The organism is Alterinioella sp. B-7 (assembly GCF_056857775.1).
Genome location: NZ_JBSXNT010000039.1, coordinates 64,869 through 82,947, shown reverse-complemented (window position 1 = coordinate 82,947; position 18,079 = coordinate 64,869). Strand labels below are relative to the sequence as shown.

Here is an 18,079-nt window from a genome sequence, read left to right as displayed (position 1 = left end):
AGGGCGGCCCGCCGGGTGCGCGGGCCGCCCTGTCCTAGGCGCGCTTATATTCTATAAGAACTTTCCAGCTTTGCGGGTCCATCAGGGTCCAGCTCTCCCGCCCCACGGTATAGCCGTAGCGCGCGGGCGGGCCGTCAGCGAGGGTGAAGGTCACCTCGGCGCCGTTGGTCTCGATCCGGCCCAGATGTTCGCGCGTCCAGAGCGTGGCACCTTCATCCTGCGCCGACCAGATGCCATGCGCCTCCTCGCCATCCGTCCAGTGCAGCGTATAGCTGCCATCGGGGCGGAAATACCATTCGTCCAGCGTGGCGCGGTTGCGCCAGACGCCCTCGACGCTTGCCTCGGTTCCCAACACGCGGTCGAACTCCTCCCCGTCCCAGGTCATGGCCTGGCCGCCGCGATGAATGGAAATCGGGGCGGCGGGTTCGGCGATGTGATAGCCGCCATCGGGCGCGACCTCGTAGGTGGCGGGTTCACCGGGGATGATCCAGATGCCTGGCAGGTCGGGGTCGATGGTCATGCGGGCATGGTGACGCGCGGGGGCCGGTTTGGCAATGCGCGTCAGATGTCGGCCGTCGCGCCGGACAGGTCCAAGTCTTCCGCGCTGATCTGGTAGGCGCGTCCGAAGCCGCCGTTCAGGTGGCCGGCCTGCACCTCGAGCCGCATCATGATGAAATCGCTGAAATCGTAGTAAAGCGTCGCCTTGGGGTGCTGCGCCAGAAAAAGCGACTTGAGGGCGGCCTTGTCGGTGGGGCGCGCCACGCACTGCAGGGTCAGGCGCGGATGGGTCAGCGGATCGCCGCGCGCGCCCGCGTCCCCCACCAGGAGCGAGCAGGCCGGGTTCTGCTTGAGCGCGCCGGTATGCATGGATATTTCCGAGATCAGTGTCACCGGCATCCCGTCCGGCGCGGTCCCGACCGAGACGCGGGTGACATGCGGGGCCTGCGTTCCGGGGCAGATCACGCCAAGCGCCCCGTGCCGCGCCGAGCGCAGCAGATGCTGTGCCAGCGAGCGCGACGCCTCGCCGGTTTCCAGCAGATGGGACTTTGCGTCCGACATGGCCGCACCTCCTTGGCAAGAAGGCGTAGCATGGCAGGCGCTTTGAATGAACCTGACCATATGGTCAGAATTGGTGCCAGAGGCCCAGTTCCAGGCCGAACCTTGGGTTTTCCTCGAAACTGGTGCGCGCGCCCAGTTCCAGCGATGTGCCGTCGCGGATGCGGAACACGACCGAGGGGTTGATGCCGTAGCTGATGTCATTGCCCGGCCAATCCTCGGCCATCAGTTGCAGCATCACGGACAGCCGGTCGGATCTGCGCAAGCCAAGCGTGGCCTCGACCTTCCAGCGCTGCGTGTCTCGCGTCAGGTCGCGGATCGCCACCGCCTCCAGCCCGATCCAGCCGCCCGCCATCCCGCCCGGTATCCAGTCCAGCGCTTCGGCCCCGATGCCGCGCCCGACCGAGAGGCCCGCGCGGGCAAGGCGGCTGTCGTCCAGACCCGCGACGCGGCGCTGCCCAAGCCCGAAATCCAGCGCCACCTGCCAGGTCGCGTCAGGCCGGGTCAGGGTGCGGCGCAGGAAGATCAGTGCCTCATCCGTGTAGGTGCCGCGCCCCAGATCCAGCCCCAGGGTCAGGCGGCGGCCAAGCCCGACCTCGCCATAGAGCGAGCTGAACGCCTCCATCCGCATATCGCCCGCGGCGAGCGCGTCGGCGGTGGTGGCGAGGTTGTGCGAATAGGACAGGAACACCTCACCCGGTGCGCGTGCCCAAGGGCCGGCCTGGACGGAGGGCGCAAGGAGGCCCGCGAGAGCCAGGAGGGCAGCGAATAGCCGGTGCATGCCCCGAGGCTCCTCCGATACCGGTTAACACAATGCTAACGCCTGCGGCGAAAGGCCGTTTTCAATTCAAACTGATGTCAAATTGTAACCGTCTTTGCGGTGCAGACTGACGCCGGAACCCTACCCCCCGTGCCCATCGGAGCCTTGCCCATGTTTACCCAGTGCCTTCTTTCGTTCATCCGCCGCGACAGCGGGGCCGTGACCGTCGACATGACCATCTTGATGGCCGCCATTGTCGGGCTTGGCCTGGCCACGACGGCGGTGGTCAATTCCGGCACGGCCGACCTGAGCCAATACGTGGATGACCAGTTGACCGACATGGTCGACGACCCGACAAGCTTGCAGATGCTGAGGGCCAATCACGACGCCAGTTGGCGGGCCGAGTTGCAGGAGCGGGTGGCGGGCTTCAACGACAACCGGCTGACGCGCGGCTACAACAACCTCTATGCCCGCGCCCAGACCGGCAATGCGAACCAGCGCGCCAACCGCATCGACCGGCTTGGCGTGTTCGAGGCCGAGATGATCGCGCGCGGCCTGCCGATCCCGGATGGCAACACCCGCCATGCCGATCTGCACGCCGCGTGGCTGGCCACCTATTCCTGACGGTTTCGCGGGCGGCGAAATGGTGTAGGGCAGGGGCGATGCAATCCTCTGGAACCCCCCGATGCCTGACACGCGCATGAAACTGGTCCTGGTCACCCCCGAGATCCCCGGCAATACCGGCACCATCGGGCGCACCTGCGTGGCGCTGGACCTGGAGCTGATCCTGATCCGACCTTACGGGTTCTCGATCGACGACAAGGCGGTGCGGCGCGCGGGGCTGGATTACTGGAAACATGTCCGCTTGAGCGAATATGACAGCTGGCAGGCTTTCCTTGAGGATCGCCAGCCGCCGCGCGAGAGCCTGTTCCTGTTCGAGGATGACGGTGCGGGCAGCGTCTATGACCCCCTCTACCCCGACGACGCCTATCTGGTCTTCGGACGCGAGACCAAGGGTTTGCAGGCGGAAATACTGGAGGGAATGGAGGACCGCATCTTTCACCTGCCGATGCTCAGCCCGCATATCCGCTCGCTCAACCTGGCCAACGCGGCGACGGCGGTGGTCTACCAGGCGATGCGGGCGCGGTTCACCGGCTGAGGTCGCAAATCGGCCCGAATTGATCCTTGAAATGTCCCGACCCGCGCAAAGGCCCGCCGCGATTGCCCTCTACGTCAGGGCGGGACACAGCATTGAGGACAGAAAAAATGTATCTATCGAGCAGATTGAAGACTTTCGCAGCCGGAGAGTCCGGGGCCGTCACCGTCGATTGGGTGATCCTGACCGCTGGACTCGTCGGGTTGGGGCTGGCCACCATGACCGTGGTCAGCGCGGGCGTGGAGGATGTGAGCGGCGATACCGGAGATGCCCTGACCGATTTCGAGATCGCCAGCAGCTTTGCCGAGCTGGTCGATTATTCGGGCCATTCGCTGGTCGGGCCCTCGCATAACGAGGCCTGGCGCACCGGTGAGACCGCGCGGTTCGGGGCCATGTCGGATGCCGACCTGATGGCGGCCTACAATGCCTCCTACGGGATCGCGACGGGCGGCGTTTACCCCCATGCCCAACATGAGACCGATCGGATCGGGGTGATGGAGCAGGAGATGGCCGCGCGCGGGATGACCATCCCCAACGGCAACACGCCCTATACCACATTGCACACCAACCAGGGTGGCACGGTCAGCTGACGCGGACGCGTGGATGAAGCTGGCGGGCGGGTCCGGAAAAGGGCCTGCCCGTTCTGGCATCCGGGTCTGGCGGGGGCTGCGATGGGTTGCTAGGCTGATCTCCAGTGATGGGAGTAAGCCAGATGCCGAACATTCAGAAAGGTGCCGACCTGCAAACGGTCATCACCACATTCGAGACCACGCCGGGAACCTGCCAGGACCTGCTGGACGCGCTGACCGACGCCTATGCCGTCTTCATCTCGAAGCAGCCGGGATTCATCGGGGCGGGCCTGCATGTCAACGATGCGCAGACGCGGGTGGCGAATTACTCGCAATGGACGCGGCGCGAGGATTTCCAGGCGATGCTGCGCTCGGACGAGATGCGCAGGCGCAACCGGATCATCCATGACATGTGCCGCAGCTTCGAGCCGGTGATGTATGATGTCACCGCCACGTTTTGACGATAATCGCGCTTGAGGTCTGCGTCGACACGCTGGCCGGTGCGAAGGCCGCGCAGGAGGGGGGCGCGGACCGGGTGGAACTGTGTTCGTCGCTGTCGGAAGGCGGGCTGACGCCGTCGGCGGGGTTGATGCAGGCGGCGGCAAGGCTCGACATTCCCTGTGTCGCCATGATCCGGCCCCGGTCGGGGCTGTTCGATTTCGACGCGGGCGATCTGCCCGTGATGCTGGCCGATATCGCGGCGGCGAAGGCGGCGGGATTGGCGGGCGTGGTTCTGGGCGTGCAGGGCGCCGATGAGCGGCTGGACACCGGGTTGCTGCGGCAATTGCTGGAGGCCGCCCGCCCGTTGCCCGCGACGTTGCACCGGGTGATCGACGTGGTGCCGGACCCGATGGCGGCGCTGGACCAGGCGATTGCGTTTGGCTTTGAACGGGTGCTGACATCAGGCGCGGAGCCTGCGGCCCCGGATGGCGCGGCCCTGATCCGGGCGATGGTGGCGCGCGCGGGCGGGCGGGTCTCGGTCATGCCGGGTTGCGGGCTGGAGCCGGGGAATGTCGCCGCGCTGGTGCGCGCCACGGGGGTGACGGAGGTTCACGCGGCCTGCGCCTCGCCCGCACCCGGCGCGCGCGCGTTTTCCGATTTCGACCCGCCGGGCGGGCGCTTCGTGACCGACCCGGCAAAGGTGGGCGCGATGGTGGCGGCACTGGACGGGGTGGCGCCATGAGTAGCGATTTCAAGAGCGAGCTCAAGCTCTTGCGCCAGGAGGTCGCGCGCCTCAACGCGCATCGGTTCATCCGGTTGCAGAACTCGGTTCCCCGGATGCTGGCCTTCAACTTCGCGCGCGGGCTGGCCTTTGGCCTCGGCACCGTGGTCGGCGCGTCCTTCCTGGTCTCGGTCGTGGTCTACGCGCTGAGCCAGATCGATTTCATCCCCGTCCTGGGCGATTGGGCGGCGCAGATCGCCGACCAGATCCGGAACGCGCCCTGACGGGGCTTGTCCGGCCTCCGCGTTCCCCTATCTAAAGGGTCAGGATTAACGCAGCCCAGGAGACCTAGCCGATGCAATGCCCCGTCGATGGAGCCACCCTTGTCATGACCGACCGAAACGGGGTCGAGATCGACTACTGCCCCACCTGTCGCGGCGTCTGGCTGGACCGGGGCGAGCTGGACAAGATCATCGAACGCAGCGCCGCACCTGCCGCGCCGCCCCGTGGCGAGGATCGGGACTATCGCGAGCGCCGCGACAAGCCCCGCAAGCGCGAGGGCGTGGGGTCGTTCCTGGGCGATATCTTCGACTTCTGAGGCGCGGTCTGGCATGGTGGCACCCGAGACCCCACCAGCGGAGGCCCCATGTCCGAGCTACCCGTGATCGGCGCGCAGTTGTGCGTGCTGGATATCGACCGCCACCGCGACTGGCTGTTCGAGAAGAACCGCGACCTGGAGTTGCCGGAATTCTGCCTGGCCGACATCCTGAACGCGCCCGCGCCCTTCATCGGGATGGCGAAGGCCAAGCTGGATGGCTGGCACGGGCGGCTTGGTATTCACGGGCCGTTTTCGGGGTTCGAACTGGACGTGAAGGATGCCGAGATCCGCGCCGTGGTGCAGAAGCGGATCGACCAGGCGCTCGATGTCTGCGCCGCGCTGGAGGCGCGCCAGATGGTGCTGCATTCGCCCTATGACGTCTGGGATCATGCCAACCTGGACAATGGGCCGGGCGACCGCGCGCGCCATGTCCGGGCGGTTCTGGAAACGCTGAAACCGGCGCTGGACCGGGCCGAGGCCCTGGGCGTCGTGCTGGTGCTGGAGAACATCAAGGATGTCGATCCCGCCGCCCGCGCCGCCGTGGTGGACGCCGCCGACAGCCCCGCCCTGCGCCTCTCGGTCGATACCGGCCACGCGCTTTGGGCGCATGTGACCTGTGGCGCGCCGCCCGTGGATCGGTTCATTTCGCAGGCGGGCGCGAACCTGGCGCATATTCACCTTCAGGATGCCGACGGCTATGCCGACCGGCACTGGCCGCTCGGGCGGGGCAATATCTTGTGGGAGGCGGTCTTCACCGCGCTGGCCGGGACCAAGGCCGCCCCGCACCTGATCGTCGAGATCAACGATTTCGACCGGGTCCGCGAGAGCGTGGCGCATCTGGAACGGTTGGGGCTGGCCTGCTGACCGGGTCGGCGCGGGAACGCCCCCGACCGGGTTTGGCGGGGGCGTTCGGTCATGTTGCGCTCTGGCGTCAGTCGAATTGCACCTGGATCAGGTCAAAGGCCGGATCGGCGACCCGCGCGCAGGCCGTCTGTCCATCATCGCTGATCGGCAGGGCAAGCTCTCCGCCCGCTGCCAGCATGGCGATGGCCTGGGTGATCCGTGTGCCGGGGGCCATCGTGACGCAGGCATTGACCGCGCCCGGCATCATCGGAACGGCTGCGATGGACTGGTTCGGTTCGGTCGGCGCGACGGCAAGGCCGGTCGCGTCGAGCGTCTGCCCGTTGCTGTCCATCTGGGTCATGGCGACCTCGATCTGGGCCGGGTGGGCATTGCTTGAGAAGGCCGCGATGAACTGTTCGGCGGTGGCGGTGGTGGCGGTAGCGCCCAGAACGAGGGCGGCAGTAAGAAGGCGTCGCATGGTACGTTTCCTTTCCTGAAGCATCCGCCCGTCCAATTGAAGCGGGCGCATGGGGGCTGCGCGGGCGGTGCTGGTCTTGCAGTGACCTGCGTGGCCGCCCGTGATGCGGAAAGAACGCCGCCGGTGCGGTTCGGTTCCCGGCACCCATCACCATATGTGGCAAATGCGCAACAGGTTAGGTGCCTCAGTCGAAATTCACCACGATCATGTCGAGATTGGACAAGCTGCCGGGGGTGCAGGTCGTGCGCCCGTCGGAGGTGGCGGCAAGCGCCTGTTCGCTGCCGTTTTCCATCAAGGCGCGCGCGCTGGTGATGCGCTGCGATCCGCTCAAGCTGACGCAGACGCGCGCGGCTGAGGGCAGCATGTTCACCGCCCAGGTCGATTGTCCGGCCCCGATGCGCGCGATGCGCTGGCGCTCGGTGTCGATGGTGCCGCCGGAGGCGTCGAATTGGGTGATCTGAATGTTGAGCGTGTTGGGGTGCGAGGGGCTGAGGAAGGTGGCGATGAATTGTTCGGCGCTGGCAATATGGGCCGAGCCGAGAAGCAGCAGGGCAGAGAGGGCAAGACGCATTGCAATGTTCCTTTGGAGAAATCAGGGCGCGGTTATTTTAACATAATATGGGCTCGTGCGGAATTGAATCGTCGCTCAGGGGGCGGGGGCCACGCAGAGCACGACCTCACGCGTGGTGCAGGCGGTGTCGAGGCAGGTGATCTGGTCGAGATGGACGGGGTCGGAGGGCGCGGGGTCTTCGCCAAAGGCGAGCACGCGGGTCACGCATTGCGGCGTCGCGGGCAGCGCGGTGCCCAGATCGGTGCCCAGATCGGTGACATAGCTGGCGGCGGCAAGGTCGAGCCCGATGGCGGGGCGCGCGTTATGGGCCAGCGCGGGGCTGAAGCCGAGGGCGAGGCAGAGCGGGGCGAGGAACTGGCGCATGGGGTCAACCTCCGAGCGGGCATTCAGGGGTTGGTCGTGCGGGGGCGGGAACGGGTTCAAAAATCCCGATGGTTTACCCGGTGTTTACTCCGGCTTCGCTAGCGTCGGGCGCGAAGGAGGGCCGTGCCATGCATCCGGCAAGCGAGTATTTTCAATTGAAACAGCAGATCAAGGAGATGACCGCGCGCGCCGATGCGATGCGGGCGGGGTTTCTGTCCGGCGCGCTGCCGGTGGCCAGCAACGCCCATATCGTGCGGGTCCGGCAGCAAAAGCGCCGCGTGTTCAAACGCGACCGGCTGCCGCCCGAGATCCTGTCGGACCCGCGATACTGGGACGAAGCGGTGTCGCCGGTTGTCTCGGTTCGGTCCACCACGCCGCTGCTGGAAGAGGAGGAGTTCGAGCTGCTGGAACGCTGGTAGGCGTCAGGGTCGGCGCGCGATGCAATCGACCTCGACCAAGGCCCCCACGGCCAGCGCGGTGACCCCGATCGTGGTGCGGGCGGGGCGACTGTCCGGGGCGAAATAGCCCTGGTAGGTGTCGTTGAACGCGGCGTAGTCGCGGGTGAACTCGGTCAGGTAGGCGCGGACCTGCACGACATGGGCTAGGTCGAGGGAAAGCTCCCCCAGGATCAGCGCGAGGTTGTCCATGACGCGGGCGGTCTGCGCCGCGATTCCCTCGGGCAGGGGGGCGTCGGGGGCCTCCGGGTCTGTGGGCATCTGGCCGGTCAGGAACACGAAGCCGCCGGTCTCTACCGCGTGCGAAAACGGAGCGACCGGGCGGGGGCCCCTGGCGAAGAGGTGGAACTCGGGCGGCATGGGCGGATCCTTTCAGGCGGAGGGCGCGTCGGTGCAGGCGCGGAAGGCGGCGACGGCGGGGGCGGCATCGGTCAGCGGGACCGGAATTGCGGCATCACCGGTCAGCGCCGTTGCGGTGCGATTGAATTGCAGACCGTCCAGAACGTTGCCGAAGCCCCGGTCGGTGACGGAGAGGGAGAACCCGTCGATGACATGCCGGTCGGTGGTGATCAGGTTGGGTCTGTCCCCAGTGAATTGCAGCGCGAAGACGGGGGCCACGGGCCAAGGTGTCCCTGCGCGGGTCAGGATGATCGCGTATTCCGGCGGGCCGGGGTCGTAGGTCAGGCGGATATGCAGATCGGTCTCGGTATGGGTGAGGGTGCAGAGCGCACCTTCGCTCGCGGCTTCCCAGCCATGGGCCGGGGTCGTGAGAACAGCAAGGAGAAGGAGCGCGCGCATGGGGGAAGTGTGGCCCGGCGCGCGGCGTTTGTGAAGGGTGCCGGGATCAGCGCCGGGTGAAGGGGCAGATCGTGATCGTCATGTCATCGCAATGCCGCCCGGAACAGGCCACGGCGCGGATCGCGGTATCGTCGGGAAAGCTCACGGCGCGGTCGCCATCGGTGATGATCTCATAGTCAGACATAAGCACGTGCTTAGGGCTATCCCTAAGCCTCCATGGGTATGCCCAAGTGTCCCGTCGAAAGGGGGACCAGTTCATCGGGTGACGTTGGGGAAGGGTTCAAGGGTGGGGTGGTGTGAAGGGATGCCTAGGGTGGGCAGTTCTGCCCGCCATCCGGATCAACACGACGTTAACCTTCCTGCGTCAATGATGGCCCATGCCGACCTATCGCCGCCTTCATCTGCCCGGGACCAGTTACTTCTTTACTGTCAATCTTGCGGACCGTCGGGCGTCCCTCCTGACCGATCGTATCGCCGATCTGCGCCGTGCTTATGCCGAGACGGTGGCCTCAGCCCCGGTCATCTGTGATGCGATGGTGGTCCTGCCGGATCACCTCCACGCGATCTGGACCCTGCCGCCCGGTGACAGCGACTATTCCGAGCGCTGGCGCAAGATAGAGCACCGCTTCACGCGTGCGGTCGGGGCGGAGGTGGGCAGAACTGCCCACCCTACGCGGTCGGCCAGCAAGCGGGCGAAGCATGAGGCCGGGATCTGGCAGAGAAGGTTCTGGGAACATGCGATCCGGGACGCGCGGGATTATCGGATGCATGTCCGGTATTGTTGGGGCAACCCGGTGAAACACGGGCTGGTGGCCAGGGCCGCGGAGTGGCCATTCTCCTCGATCCACCGCGATATTCGGGCGGGCCGGGTCGATGCCGGTTGGGCCGGGGAGTTGCCGGAGGGCGCCTTCGGGGAGTGAAGGGCGGTCGGGTTTGGTGGGCGGAGGTTGGGATGGTGGGCAGAACTGCCCACCCTACGGGGTGCTGTCTATTGTCGCTTTACCGAACTTTCAGCTTATCCTCAGGGAATTTTGTTTCCCACGTCTCAATTAGAAACAACGAATAGCTTGTCGCCGAATTGACGGCCAATCTAGCAATTCTTGGGTCAACCCGAACGAACCCTCTCTCGCGCCCATGTGCCGAACCCGTATGAGTGCGGAGCGCACCAATGCCACTGATTACATTACCCAAAGCAGCCAAAATTGTTCGAACATCTGATTCAACAGTGGCGGGCTTTACTGCTTTGTCCGGGTTGAGCTCAAAGATGCCCCGCACTTTCTTGTAAAGGGTTTGAATATCCATGCGTTCGGGTAAGTCTTCGCCACGGCCAAGAATGATCGACCGGCAAACACTCTCCAGCATGGAGCACGCAGCAGTTATTGCAGTCTCAGGATCTTTATCGACGCCTTCCAGTGCTCGCGTGATCTCGCGCTCCACAGTGTCCAAGGTCCATTCCGAACTCATCTTTTGTAGGTGAGGTGTTGCTGAGTGGCTTGGTAGCGACCCGATATCATTAACAAGGGATTGGAAGGCCTGATCCTCAATTGCTGCGGCTTCTTGTAGCGCAGAAACGTATTCGAGACTAACCGTGCTCCAATCGCCGTCCAGTGCTTGCTGCGATTTCATGATGTGATCATTTCGATCTCGATTCAGACGCCGCCATAATACATCAATAAGTTCTATGACAACATGAGGGGGCGACACAGTGATGAAGGCGCGCAATCGGTTGAATTTTGATGTGCCGAGTTCGCTAAAAGCATCGGCGTAAATATTGGTTTCAAAATGATCTTCAAAGAACTCTCGAAAGGTCTTGTTCGAAAAATCCAACACGTAACCGGGCTCCGGACAAAACCAATCGCGGAGTTGATCCCACTGATAGTGCTTCAGCTTTGTCACCGCCCCCTCCTCGCCTTCCCGCCCCTTTGCCCAGGCCGCCCCGCCGTGGAGCGCCCGCTCATCTTCGCCGCGCCTTCGACCGCCGCATCCACCGCCGATTGCCGCGCCAAGGGGTCGTCTGACACCACCAGATCGACCACCTCCAGCCGTTTGACCTCGTCGCGCAGCCGGGCGGCTTCCTCGAATTCCAAGTTCTCGGCGGCCTTGCGCATCTGCTCGCGCAGGCCCTCCAAATGGGCCTCCAGGTTGGCGCCGTGCAGCGGCTTTTCGACCTTTGCCGTGACCCGGTTCATGTCGACATCGCCCTGGTAGAGACCGGCCAGGATATCCTCGACGTTCTTCTTGACCGTCTCGGGGGTGATGCTGTGTTCCTCGTTATAGGCCAGTTGCTTGGCCCGCCTGCGATCGGTCTCGCGGATGGCGCGTTCCATGCTGCCCGTCACCCGGTCGGCATACATGATCACCTTGCCATCGACATTGCGCGCGGCGCGGCCGATGGTTTGCACCAGCGAGGTTTCCGAGCGCAGGAAGCCCTCCTTGTCGGCGTCCAGAATGGCGACCAGCCCGCATTCGGGGATGTCCAGCCCCTCGCGCAGCAGGTTGATGCCGACCAGCACGTCGAAGGCCCCGAGGCGCAGGTCGCGCAGGATCTCGATGCGTTCGATGGTGTCGATATCGGAATGCATGTAGCGGACCTTGATGCCCTGTTCATGCAGGTATTCGGTCAGATCCTCGGCCATGCGCTTGGTCAGGACCGTCACCAATGTGCGGTAGCCTGCGGCGGTGACGCGGCGGATCTCGTCCATCACGTCATCGACCTGCGTGGTGACGGGGCGGATCTCGACGGGCGGGTCCAGAAGGCCGGTGGGGCGGATGACCTGTTCGGTGAAGACGCCGCCGGTGCGCTCCAACTCCCAGGCGGAGGGCGTGGCCGAGACGAAGACCGATTGCGGGCGCATCGCGTCCCATTCCTCGAACTTGAGGGGTCGGTTGTCCATGCAGGAGGGCAGGCGGAAGCCGTGTTCGGCCAGCGTGAACTTGCGCCGGTAGTCGCCGCGATACATGCCGCCGATCTGGGGCACCGAGACGTGGGATTCATCGGCGAAGACGATGGCATTGTCGGGGATGTATTCGAAGAGGGTGGGGGGCGGTTCGCCAGGGGCACGGCCCGTCAGGTAGCGCGAGTAATTCTCGATCCCGTTGCAGACGCCGGTGGCCTCCAGCATTTCCAGGTCAAAGCGGGTGCGCTGTTCCAGCCGTTGCGCTTCCAGCAATTTACCCTCGTCTTCCAGCTGCTTCAGGCGCACCGTCAGCTCCTCGCGGATACCCTTGATGGCCTGTTTCATGGTCGGCGTGGGCGTGACGTAATGCGAATTGGCATAGACGCGGACTTTTTCGAGCGTGTCGGTCTTGGCCCCGGTGAGGGTGTCGAATTCGGTGATCGCCTCAAGCTCCTCACCGAAGAAGGAGAGGCGCCAGCCGCGATCCTCCAGGTGGGAGGGCCAGATCTCTAAGCTGTCGCCGCGCACGCGGAAAGACCCACGCTGAAACGCGGCGTCGTTGCGGCGGTATTGCTGCGCGACCAGGTCGGCCATGACGGCGCGCTGGTTGTATTCGCGGCCGACCTCCAGATCCTGGGTCATCGCGGTGTAGGTCTCGGGGCTGCCGATGCCGTAGATGCACGAGACCGAGGCCACGATGATCACGTCGTCGCGTTCCAGCAGCGCGCGGGTGGCCGAGTGGCGCATCCGGTCGATCTGCTCGTTGATCTGGCTCTCCTTTTCAATGTAGGTGTCCGAGCGCGGCACATAGGCCTCGGGCTGGTAGTAGTCGTAATAGGAGACGAAATACTCGACCGAGTTGTCGGGGAAGAAGCCCTTGAACTCGCCGTAGAGCTGTGCGGCGAGCGTCTTGTTGGGGGCCAGGATGATGGCGGGGCGCTGCGTTTCCTCGATCACCTTGGCCATGGTGAAGGTCTTGCCCGAACCGGTGACACCCAGAAGCACCTGGTCCTGTTCGCCGTCCTTCACCCCTGCCGCCAGTTCCGCGATGGCCGTCGGCTGGTCGCCCGCGGGCTTGAACGTGGTGCTCATGACGAAGCGCTTGCCGCCCTCCAGCTTGGGCAGGTCGCGGTTGGGCGCGGCTGTCATCATCGGCGATTGTGTCGTGGACATGGGCGATTCCCTCAGACTGCCCCATTAGAATGATCTTATTTTGTTCCGGTTCAAGGGGGCCTCCTGACAGGGTTTGTCAGGAGGCGCAGGGCTTTGCGCATTTGCCGACAATTTTAGCGAAATGCGAGAGGCTATTCGCTTGCCGTGCGGGGTCATGCGCGCCTAATCTCTGCCTGCAAGCATCTTTCGGTTGCCGGTCGGTCCCCCCGCACCACCCACCCCACCCCTCGCTCCACGGGGGGCGCCGGTCGGCAACCCGCTTGACCCACCCCTCCCCGCGACCAGAATGCCCGTTGCATCGGCGCCCGTTTGCCGGGATAAATGGGCGCATCAGCCAAGGAGTCCCGCCAGATGCGCGCGCGTATTTACAAACCGGCCCGGAACGCCATGACCTCGGGCACCGCCAAGACCAAGACCTGGGTGCTTGAATTTGCCCCCGCCGAGCGGCGCGAGGTCGATCCGCTGATGGGCTGGACCAGTTCCGGCGACATGAACAGCCAGGTGAAACTGCGCTTCGACAGCGCCGAGGCGGCACAGGATTACGCCCGCGCCCATGGTATCGACGCCATCGTGCAGCAACCGAAAGGCCGCAAACCCAATATCCGCCCCGGCGGCTATGGCGACAATTTCGCCACCAACCGGCGCCAGGTCTGGACCCACTGAGCACCCATGCCGGACGGCCTGTCCTTCCAAGCCGACGATCCCGCACGCGCCCCCGTGGCCGACCTGCTGGCGTGCCATCACGCGATGATGCGGGCCGGGTCGCCGCCCGACAGTTGCCATGTGAGAACGGCGGAGGAATTGGTCGGCGGTGGGGCGCAGGTCTTTTCCATCACCGATGCAGGCGGCGCGGTTGTCGCGGTCGGCGGGTTGAGCCCGGTTGCCCCCGATCACCTGGAGCTGAAATCCATGCATGTCGCGGCTGGCCTGCGCGGCACCGGCATCGGGGCCCACCTGCTGGCACGGATGATCGAGGCCGCCACCCGCGCCGGGGCCACGCGGCTGAGCCTGGAGACCGGGTCCGGCCCCGACCACGCCGCCGCCCGCGCGATCTATGCCCGGGCCGGGTTCGTGCCCTGCCCGCCCTTCGGCAGCTACCGGCCCGATCCGCTGAGCGTGTTCATGACGAAGGTGCTCTGATCACGCTTGCATCCCGCCCGCCCCTTGCGCAATGAAGGGGACCAGCGGTCCCGTAGCTCAACTGGATAGAGCAGCTGACTTCTAATCAGCAGGTTCGGGGTTCGAGTCCTCGCGGGATCGCCAAGCTTGCCATGTCTGATCCGGCGGCTTGTGCCCGAGGCAATCCGCGCGCGACCGGGCGTCGCGGAAACCGCCGGGGGCTTCATGGCCGATCGGCGAATCCCGGCCCCTAGTCATCCGGGCAGTCGCAGCTCATGCAACGATCTGTGACAGGACATCGCGGATCGGGGCCGGCACTGCGCCATCGTAGGCGTTCCAGTAGCTGGGGGTCGATTTATAGGCCAGCTTGATATGCGAATGGACGTGCCGGAACATCAGGCTCTGCTGCAGGATCCGCAGGTCGCCCCGGACCTCTTCGGCGAGAACGCTGGCGAAGATCCTGTCGGCCTGGACGGCATCGCCTGCGGCAAGAAGGGCCTGTGCCCGCTGCATGGCCCCGGCGTGAGCGTTCGGGGCGGCGGTGCTCTTCGGATTTCGTTCGACGACCCTGCGCAGCAATGCCGCGGCGGCGGTGGCCTCGCCTTCCGCGTTCAGCGCCTGGGCCATGTCGATCTGGTTGCGCGCCCGTGCTGCGCCCGCGTCGATCAGCGCAGCGAGTTTTTTGCCGCCATCGCATGATCAGGGTCGGATTGCAGTACCGCCCGGTAAAGGGACCGGGCGCGCGCCGGCATGTCAGCGGCAACGAAGCCCGCAGCTTGGGACATGCGCAGCGGGTTGTCGATGGCCTTCGCTGACTGCACCCGATCCTGGTGCCGCTCCATGCGCGCCAGCACCGCGTCCCTGGCCATGTGTATCGCCGATGTCGCTTCAGCCATTGTCGCACTCGTTCCTGTCAGACCAGACGCGGCAGTTTCCACCGAACCTCTGGCAAGTTCAAGGGCTTGGTGCGGTTGGACGCAGCTTGGATCCGGCCGCTATTCGGCCTGCACCATCGCCGCCTCCCATTCGCGCAGGAATTGCTGGCGTTTCAGCCGGTCCAGGTAGACCAGAAGGCCGGGGCCAAGCGCGATGGGGCGCAATCCGGCATTGCCCGACAGCCCCTCGCCGGTGATGCCCGGAAAGGCGAAACCGTTGTCGGGGCGCAGCCATGAGGTCTGGATCAGATGGTCGATGAAGGCCCCGGCCTGGTCGGGCAGGGTGGCGGTTTCGGGGATCAGCACGGTGCGCAGCATCACAGTGGTGAAATCCTGCGGCGCGATGATGTGGATCGCGTCATGCAGGTCGGCGCGGGCCTGCGCGTAGGAGCCGAGCACGTTGTAAGCCACCGCGATCTCGCCGCTGGCGACATCCTCGATCATCGCGCCGGAGCAGCAGTAGAGCCGGGTTTGCAGGCTGCCCATGACCTCGGCCAGCCGCCAGAAGGTCTCGGACGTGCGCCCGTCCTGGGTGGCGAAGAGGTAGCCCAAGCCGCTGACCCGCACGTCATAGGTGCCGATCCGGCCCGCGAAACGGTCGGGATTGTCGCGCAGCACGGTGATCAGTTCCTGCCGCGTCCGGGGCAGGGGCAGCCCCTCGAAGGCCGCGCGCGACAGGACCATGGTGGCCGGCTCCTGGGTGAAGGCGAAGACCTGCCCGTGCCAGCGCGCCCAGGGCGGCAGGGCCGCGGTCTGGACCGACTGGTAGAGCCGCGCCAGCCCGTCATTGGCCAGCTTCACCTGCAAATCCATCGCGCTGGAAATGGCCAGGTCAAAACTCTCGCCCTCCTCGGCCAGGGCGATCATCAGTTCTGTTGTGCTGACGACGTGATAGGCGACGGAAATGCCCGGGTTCGCCTGCTGAAACTCCAGGATGAAGGGGGCGAAAAGCTCGGTATCGGCGGTCGAGATGACGCGCAGCTCGGCGGTCTCGTTCTCGGCCGGAAACTGCACCAGTTCCTCGATCTCGAAACCGGGCGCGGCACTGGCGACGAGGCTCAGCGCAAGGGAAAGGACAAGCTGACGCATGCGCCGGGGCCTCCTTCATTGTTGGACATTGCAAGGTGGCCGCCATGGGCGCGGGCGACCTCATCGGCGATGGTCAGGCCAAGGCCCGACCCGACAACGCCCGTGGCGTTCGTGCCGCGCGTGAACCGGCCCCTGAGGGGGGTGGTGTCGGCCTCGGGAAAGCCGATGCCCTCATCGTGGATGGTGAGCGTGGCTGTGGTGCCGTCCGAGGTGGTTGTCACCGCGATCCGGGTCTCGGAGGGGGCGTATTTGATCGCGTTGTCCAGCAGGTTGCGCACCGCGTTCTGGATCAGGATCGTATCGCCCATGATAGCGCCGCGCGCGCCGGTCTCAAGCCGGATCTCCATGTCCTTCAGTTCCGCCACCGGGCGCAGGCGGTCCACAAGCTCGACCACCAGCGCGTTCAGGTCGAGCGGTTCCAGTTCCAGCTGGTCGGCGCGCAGCGACACCATGGCGTGGTCCAGAAGCTGCCCGGCGGCGCGGCTGCTCTCATCAATGGCGCGGATCATCTCGCGCAGGGAGGCGCGGTTCTCCTCGCGGTCCACCCGGCGCAGCGTGTTCTCGGCATGGGCGCGGACCGTGGCCAGCGGCGTGCGCACGCGGTGCGCGGCCTCGGCGATGAAATCCTCGGTCCGGTTCAGCGCGGTTGAAAGCCGCGCGATCAGCCGGTTGAGCGATTGGACCAGGGGCACCATCTCGCTCGGCACTTCGGCCTCCACGGGCCGCAGGTCCTGCGGGCCGCGCCGCGAGACCGAACCCGCCAGCCGCCGCAGCGACCCGGCGGTGACCTGCCCCGCCAACACCGCCAGCACGGCGGAGACGGCGAAGAAGCCGAGGCCCAGATAGACCGAGATGCGGCTGATGCGTTGCAGGGTCTGGGCCTGCGCATCGCGGGTCTGGCCGACGGTCACGGCGATCTGGACCGGGGCGCCGTTCACGGACAGACGCCGGGTCGCGGTGACGGTGCGCAAGGTCTCGTCGCGATAGGGCAGGGTGGCGGTGCCGGGGGTGGTCGCGGGCAGGTCGTCATAGCCGGTGATCACCTCGCCATCCTGCATGATGCGGTAGAACACGCGGTCATCGCTGGGATTGTCCAGCATGGTGAAGGCGGAATAGGGGATATCGACGCTGACCTCGCCCGAGGCAACCGAGACGGCATCGAGGATTGAGGCCACCGAGGCGGACAGGATCCGGTCCTGCGATTCGGCGCTGATCTGGCGGGCGAAGCTGGAGACGATGAGAAAGAGGATCACTGCCAGGATCGCCGCGCTGGTCAGCAGTTGCAGCGTCAACCGGCGGCGGATCGAGCCGCGGGCGCGGGGCCAGCCGGTCATGGCACCGACAGTCTGTAGCCAAGCCCGCGCACCGTCACGATGGCCACGTCGGAGCCTTCAAGGTGCTTGCGGATGCGCCCGACATAGACCTCGATCGCGTTTTCCGAGACGTCCTCGTCATAGGAAAACAGCCGGTCGATGAGTTGCGGTTTGGCAATGATCTGACCGGGGGCGGCGAAGAAGACCTCCAGGAGGCGCAGCTCGCGATTGCGCAGGGTGATGGCGCGATCCGCGACCGTCAGCGTGCCCGCGAGCGTGTCGAATGCGACGTTTCCGAATCGAATCCGGTTGCTTGCGGTGCCCGCGCGGCGGCGCAGGACGGCCCTGACCCGCGCCTCCAGCTCGGCGAAATCGAACGGTTTGGAGATATAATCATCGGCCCCCATATCCAGCGCACCGACCCGGTCCGAGACCTCGGAGCGCGCCGTCAACACGATCACCGGCGTCTCGGCCCCGCGCGCGCGCTGCGCGTTCAGAAAGTCGCGGCCATCACCGTCGGGCAACATAATATCCAGCAAGATCAGATCGTAACCCGTTGTCGCGGTGTAGTCGGCGGCGGTGGCAAGGTCGCTTGCGTGATCGACGACATGGCCATCCTGGCCGAGCCGGTCCAGGATCGCGGCGGCCAGTTGCGGGTTATCTTCGACAAGCAGGAAACGCATGGGGTGCCGGAAAAGCCTTTGGGGCGTGACAGCAAGGTGTCAGGTTGAGGTGGTGATCATT

The 18,079-nt window shown here is 65.4% G+C and carries 28 protein-coding genes and 1 tRNA gene; 13 read left to right on the top strand and 16 right to left on the bottom strand.

Annotation, left to right across the window (positions count from 1 at the left end):
* Nucleotides 1–34 precede the first annotated feature (34 nt).
* From AC13C7_RS15340 to AC13C7_RS15330, 3 genes are all read right to left on the bottom strand, one after another.
* Nucleotides 35–520, bottom strand: a complete 486-nt coding sequence (locus tag AC13C7_RS15340; protein ID WP_482868001.1) for a hypothetical protein — start codon at nt 518–520, stop codon at nt 35–37.
* 41 nt (nt 521–561) lie between these two features.
* A complete protein-coding gene (locus AC13C7_RS15335) occupies nt 562–1,059 on the bottom strand; it encodes a HugZ family pyridoxamine 5'-phosphate oxidase (RefSeq protein ID WP_482868000.1) in 498 nt (165 codons plus the stop codon).
* Between the two features lie 64 nt (nt 1,060–1,123).
* The gene (locus AC13C7_RS15330; protein ID WP_482867999.1) at nt 1,124–1,837 is read right to left on the bottom strand and encodes a hypothetical protein; all 714 of its coding nucleotides are present in this window, start codon (nt 1,835–1,837) and stop codon (nt 1,124–1,126) included.
* A 150-nt stretch (nt 1,838–1,987) separates the two neighbouring features.
* Here AC13C7_RS15330 and AC13C7_RS15325 point away from each other — a divergent pair, with 150 nt between their 5' ends.
* The 8 genes from AC13C7_RS15325 (at nt 1,988) to AC13C7_RS15290 (ending at nt 6,165) form a co-directional block, all read left to right on the top strand.
* Nucleotides 1,988–2,440, top strand: coding sequence for a hypothetical protein (locus tag AC13C7_RS15325; RefSeq protein WP_172320393.1), 453 nt, complete (start codon nt 1,988–1,990; stop codon nt 2,438–2,440).
* A 61-nt stretch (nt 2,441–2,501) separates the two neighbouring features.
* On the top strand, nt 2,502–2,975 hold the full coding sequence (locus AC13C7_RS15320; RefSeq protein WP_172320490.1) for a tRNA (cytidine(34)-2'-O)-methyltransferase: 474 nt from the start codon (nt 2,502–2,504) through the stop codon (nt 2,973–2,975).
* Nucleotides 2,976–3,100: 125 nt separating this feature from the next.
* Entirely contained in the window at nt 3,101–3,562 is a 462-nt protein-coding gene (locus AC13C7_RS15315) for a hypothetical protein (protein ID WP_172320394.1), read from the top strand.
* A 122-nt stretch (nt 3,563–3,684) separates the two neighbouring features.
* Nucleotides 3,685–4,002 carry an antibiotic biosynthesis monooxygenase family protein gene (locus AC13C7_RS15310; protein ID WP_172320491.1) on the top strand — a complete coding sequence of 106 codons (318 nt, stop codon included), beginning with the start codon at nt 3,685–3,687 and terminating at the stop codon, nt 4,000–4,002.
* A complete protein-coding gene (locus AC13C7_RS15305; protein WP_482867998.1) occupies nt 3,999–4,724 on the top strand; it encodes a copper homeostasis protein CutC in 726 nt (241 codons plus the stop codon). The genes AC13C7_RS15310 and AC13C7_RS15305 overlap by 4 nt, the downstream gene beginning before the upstream one ends.
* The gene (locus AC13C7_RS15300) at nt 4,721–4,987 is read left to right on the top strand and encodes a DUF5665 domain-containing protein (protein WP_172320493.1); all 267 of its coding nucleotides are present in this window, start codon (nt 4,721–4,723) and stop codon (nt 4,985–4,987) included. Before AC13C7_RS15305 ends, AC13C7_RS15300 begins: the two co-directional genes overlap by 4 nt.
* Nucleotides 4,988–5,058: 71 nt before the next feature.
* On the top strand, nt 5,059–5,301 hold the full coding sequence (locus AC13C7_RS15295) for a TFIIB-type zinc ribbon-containing protein (RefSeq protein WP_172320494.1): 243 nt from the start codon (nt 5,059–5,061) through the stop codon (nt 5,299–5,301).
* Nucleotides 5,302–5,349: 48 nt separating this feature from the next.
* A complete protein-coding gene (locus tag AC13C7_RS15290; RefSeq protein ID WP_172320495.1) occupies nt 5,350–6,165 on the top strand; it encodes a sugar phosphate isomerase/epimerase family protein in 816 nt (271 codons plus the stop codon).
* Nucleotides 6,166–6,232: 67 nt separating this feature from the next.
* On the opposite strand, the gene AC13C7_RS15285 is transcribed toward AC13C7_RS15290, so the two are convergent.
* The 3 genes from AC13C7_RS15285 to AC13C7_RS15275 all read right to left on the bottom strand — a co-directional run bounded on the left by AC13C7_RS15285 (nt 6,233) and on the right by AC13C7_RS15275 (nt 7,556).
* On the bottom strand, nt 6,233–6,622 hold the full coding sequence (locus AC13C7_RS15285; protein ID WP_446119789.1) for a hypothetical protein: 390 nt from the start codon (nt 6,620–6,622) through the stop codon (nt 6,233–6,235).
* A gap of 184 nt (nt 6,623–6,806) precedes the next feature.
* Nucleotides 6,807–7,193: a hypothetical protein gene (locus tag AC13C7_RS15280; protein WP_172320497.1), complete on the bottom strand. Its 387-nt coding sequence runs from the start codon at nt 7,191–7,193 to the stop codon at nt 6,807–6,809.
* Between the two features lie 75 nt (nt 7,194–7,268).
* A complete protein-coding gene (locus tag AC13C7_RS15275) occupies nt 7,269–7,556 on the bottom strand; it encodes a hypothetical protein (protein WP_482867997.1) in 288 nt (95 codons plus the stop codon).
* Between the two features lie 128 nt (nt 7,557–7,684).
* Here AC13C7_RS15275 and AC13C7_RS15270 point away from each other — a divergent pair, with 128 nt between their 5' ends.
* Complete coding sequence (locus AC13C7_RS15270) at nt 7,685–7,975, top strand: hypothetical protein (RefSeq protein ID WP_172320499.1); 291 nt, start codon at nt 7,685–7,687, stop codon at nt 7,973–7,975.
* Between the two features lie 3 nt (nt 7,976–7,978).
* Here AC13C7_RS15270 and AC13C7_RS15265 read toward each other — a convergent pair whose 3' ends face one another.
* Genes AC13C7_RS15265 through AC13C7_RS15255 form a run of 3 tightly spaced genes read right to left on the bottom strand, consistent with a single transcriptional unit; the run spans nt 7,979 to nt 8,993 of the window.
* On the bottom strand, nt 7,979–8,371 hold the full coding sequence (locus AC13C7_RS15265; RefSeq protein ID WP_482867996.1) for a RidA family protein: 393 nt from the start codon (nt 8,369–8,371) through the stop codon (nt 7,979–7,981).
* Between the two features lie 12 nt (nt 8,372–8,383).
* Nucleotides 8,384–8,809, bottom strand: a complete 426-nt coding sequence (locus AC13C7_RS15260) for an excinuclease ABC subunit B (protein WP_482867995.1) — start codon at nt 8,807–8,809, stop codon at nt 8,384–8,386.
* 46 nt (nt 8,810–8,855) lie between these two features.
* Nucleotides 8,856–8,993 (bottom strand): hypothetical protein, encoded by a 138-nt coding sequence (locus AC13C7_RS15255; protein WP_474889825.1) that lies wholly within the window; start codon nt 8,991–8,993, stop codon nt 8,856–8,858.
* A 193-nt stretch (nt 8,994–9,186) separates the two neighbouring features.
* Here AC13C7_RS15255 and AC13C7_RS15250 point away from each other — a divergent pair, with 193 nt between their 5' ends.
* The gene (locus AC13C7_RS15250; protein WP_482867994.1) at nt 9,187–9,729 is read left to right on the top strand and encodes an REP-associated tyrosine transposase; all 543 of its coding nucleotides are present in this window, start codon (nt 9,187–9,189) and stop codon (nt 9,727–9,729) included.
* Between the two features lie 79 nt (nt 9,730–9,808).
* On the opposite strand, the gene AC13C7_RS15245 is transcribed toward AC13C7_RS15250, so the two are convergent.
* On the bottom strand, nt 9,809–10,705 hold the full coding sequence (locus AC13C7_RS15245; RefSeq protein ID WP_482867993.1) for an abortive infection family protein: 897 nt from the start codon (nt 10,703–10,705) through the stop codon (nt 9,809–9,811).
* Complete coding sequence (uvrB, locus tag AC13C7_RS15240; protein ID WP_482867992.1) at nt 10,702–12,879, bottom strand: excinuclease ABC subunit UvrB; 2,178 nt, start codon at nt 12,877–12,879, stop codon at nt 10,702–10,704. Before uvrB ends, AC13C7_RS15245 begins: the two co-directional genes overlap by 4 nt.
* Before the next feature lie 351 nt (nt 12,880–13,230).
* On the opposite strand from uvrB, the gene AC13C7_RS15235 reads away from it, so the two are divergent.
* From AC13C7_RS15235 to AC13C7_RS15225, 3 genes are all read left to right on the top strand, one after another.
* Nucleotides 13,231–13,542, top strand: coding sequence for an ETC complex I subunit (locus AC13C7_RS15235; protein ID WP_474889178.1), 312 nt, complete (start codon nt 13,231–13,233; stop codon nt 13,540–13,542).
* A 6-nt stretch (nt 13,543–13,548) separates the two neighbouring features.
* Entirely contained in the window at nt 13,549–14,019 is a 471-nt protein-coding gene (locus tag AC13C7_RS15230) for a GNAT family N-acetyltransferase (RefSeq protein ID WP_172320506.1), read from the top strand.
* 46 nt (nt 14,020–14,065) lie between these two features.
* Nucleotides 14,066–14,142, top strand: a tRNA-Arg gene (locus AC13C7_RS15225).
* A 129-nt stretch (nt 14,143–14,271) separates the two neighbouring features.
* Here the strand turns inward: AC13C7_RS15225 and AC13C7_RS15220 are convergent.
* The 5 genes from AC13C7_RS15220 to AC13C7_RS15200 all read right to left on the bottom strand — a co-directional run bounded on the left by AC13C7_RS15220 (nt 14,272) and on the right by AC13C7_RS15200 (nt 18,018).
* Complete coding sequence (locus tag AC13C7_RS15220) at nt 14,272–14,625, bottom strand: hypothetical protein (RefSeq protein WP_172320507.1); 354 nt, start codon at nt 14,623–14,625, stop codon at nt 14,272–14,274.
* Nucleotides 14,626–14,663: 38 nt separating this feature from the next.
* Complete coding sequence (locus AC13C7_RS15215) at nt 14,664–14,894, bottom strand: hypothetical protein (RefSeq protein ID WP_172320508.1); 231 nt, start codon at nt 14,892–14,894, stop codon at nt 14,664–14,666.
* Between the two features lie 99 nt (nt 14,895–14,993).
* Nucleotides 14,994–16,022 carry an ABC transporter substrate-binding protein gene (locus tag AC13C7_RS15210; protein ID WP_172320509.1) on the bottom strand — a complete coding sequence of 343 codons (1,029 nt, stop codon included), beginning with the start codon at nt 16,020–16,022 and terminating at the stop codon, nt 14,994–14,996.
* The gene (locus AC13C7_RS15205) at nt 15,992–17,356 is read right to left on the bottom strand and encodes a sensor histidine kinase (RefSeq protein ID WP_172320510.1); all 1,365 of its coding nucleotides are present in this window, start codon (nt 17,354–17,356) and stop codon (nt 15,992–15,994) included. Before AC13C7_RS15205 ends, AC13C7_RS15210 begins: the two co-directional genes overlap by 31 nt.
* Nucleotides 17,353–18,018 carry a response regulator transcription factor gene (locus AC13C7_RS15200; protein WP_172320511.1) on the bottom strand — a complete coding sequence of 222 codons (666 nt, stop codon included), beginning with the start codon at nt 18,016–18,018 and terminating at the stop codon, nt 17,353–17,355. The genes AC13C7_RS15205 and AC13C7_RS15200 overlap by 4 nt, the downstream gene beginning before the upstream one ends.
* Between the last annotated feature and the right edge of the window lie 61 nt (nt 18,019–18,079).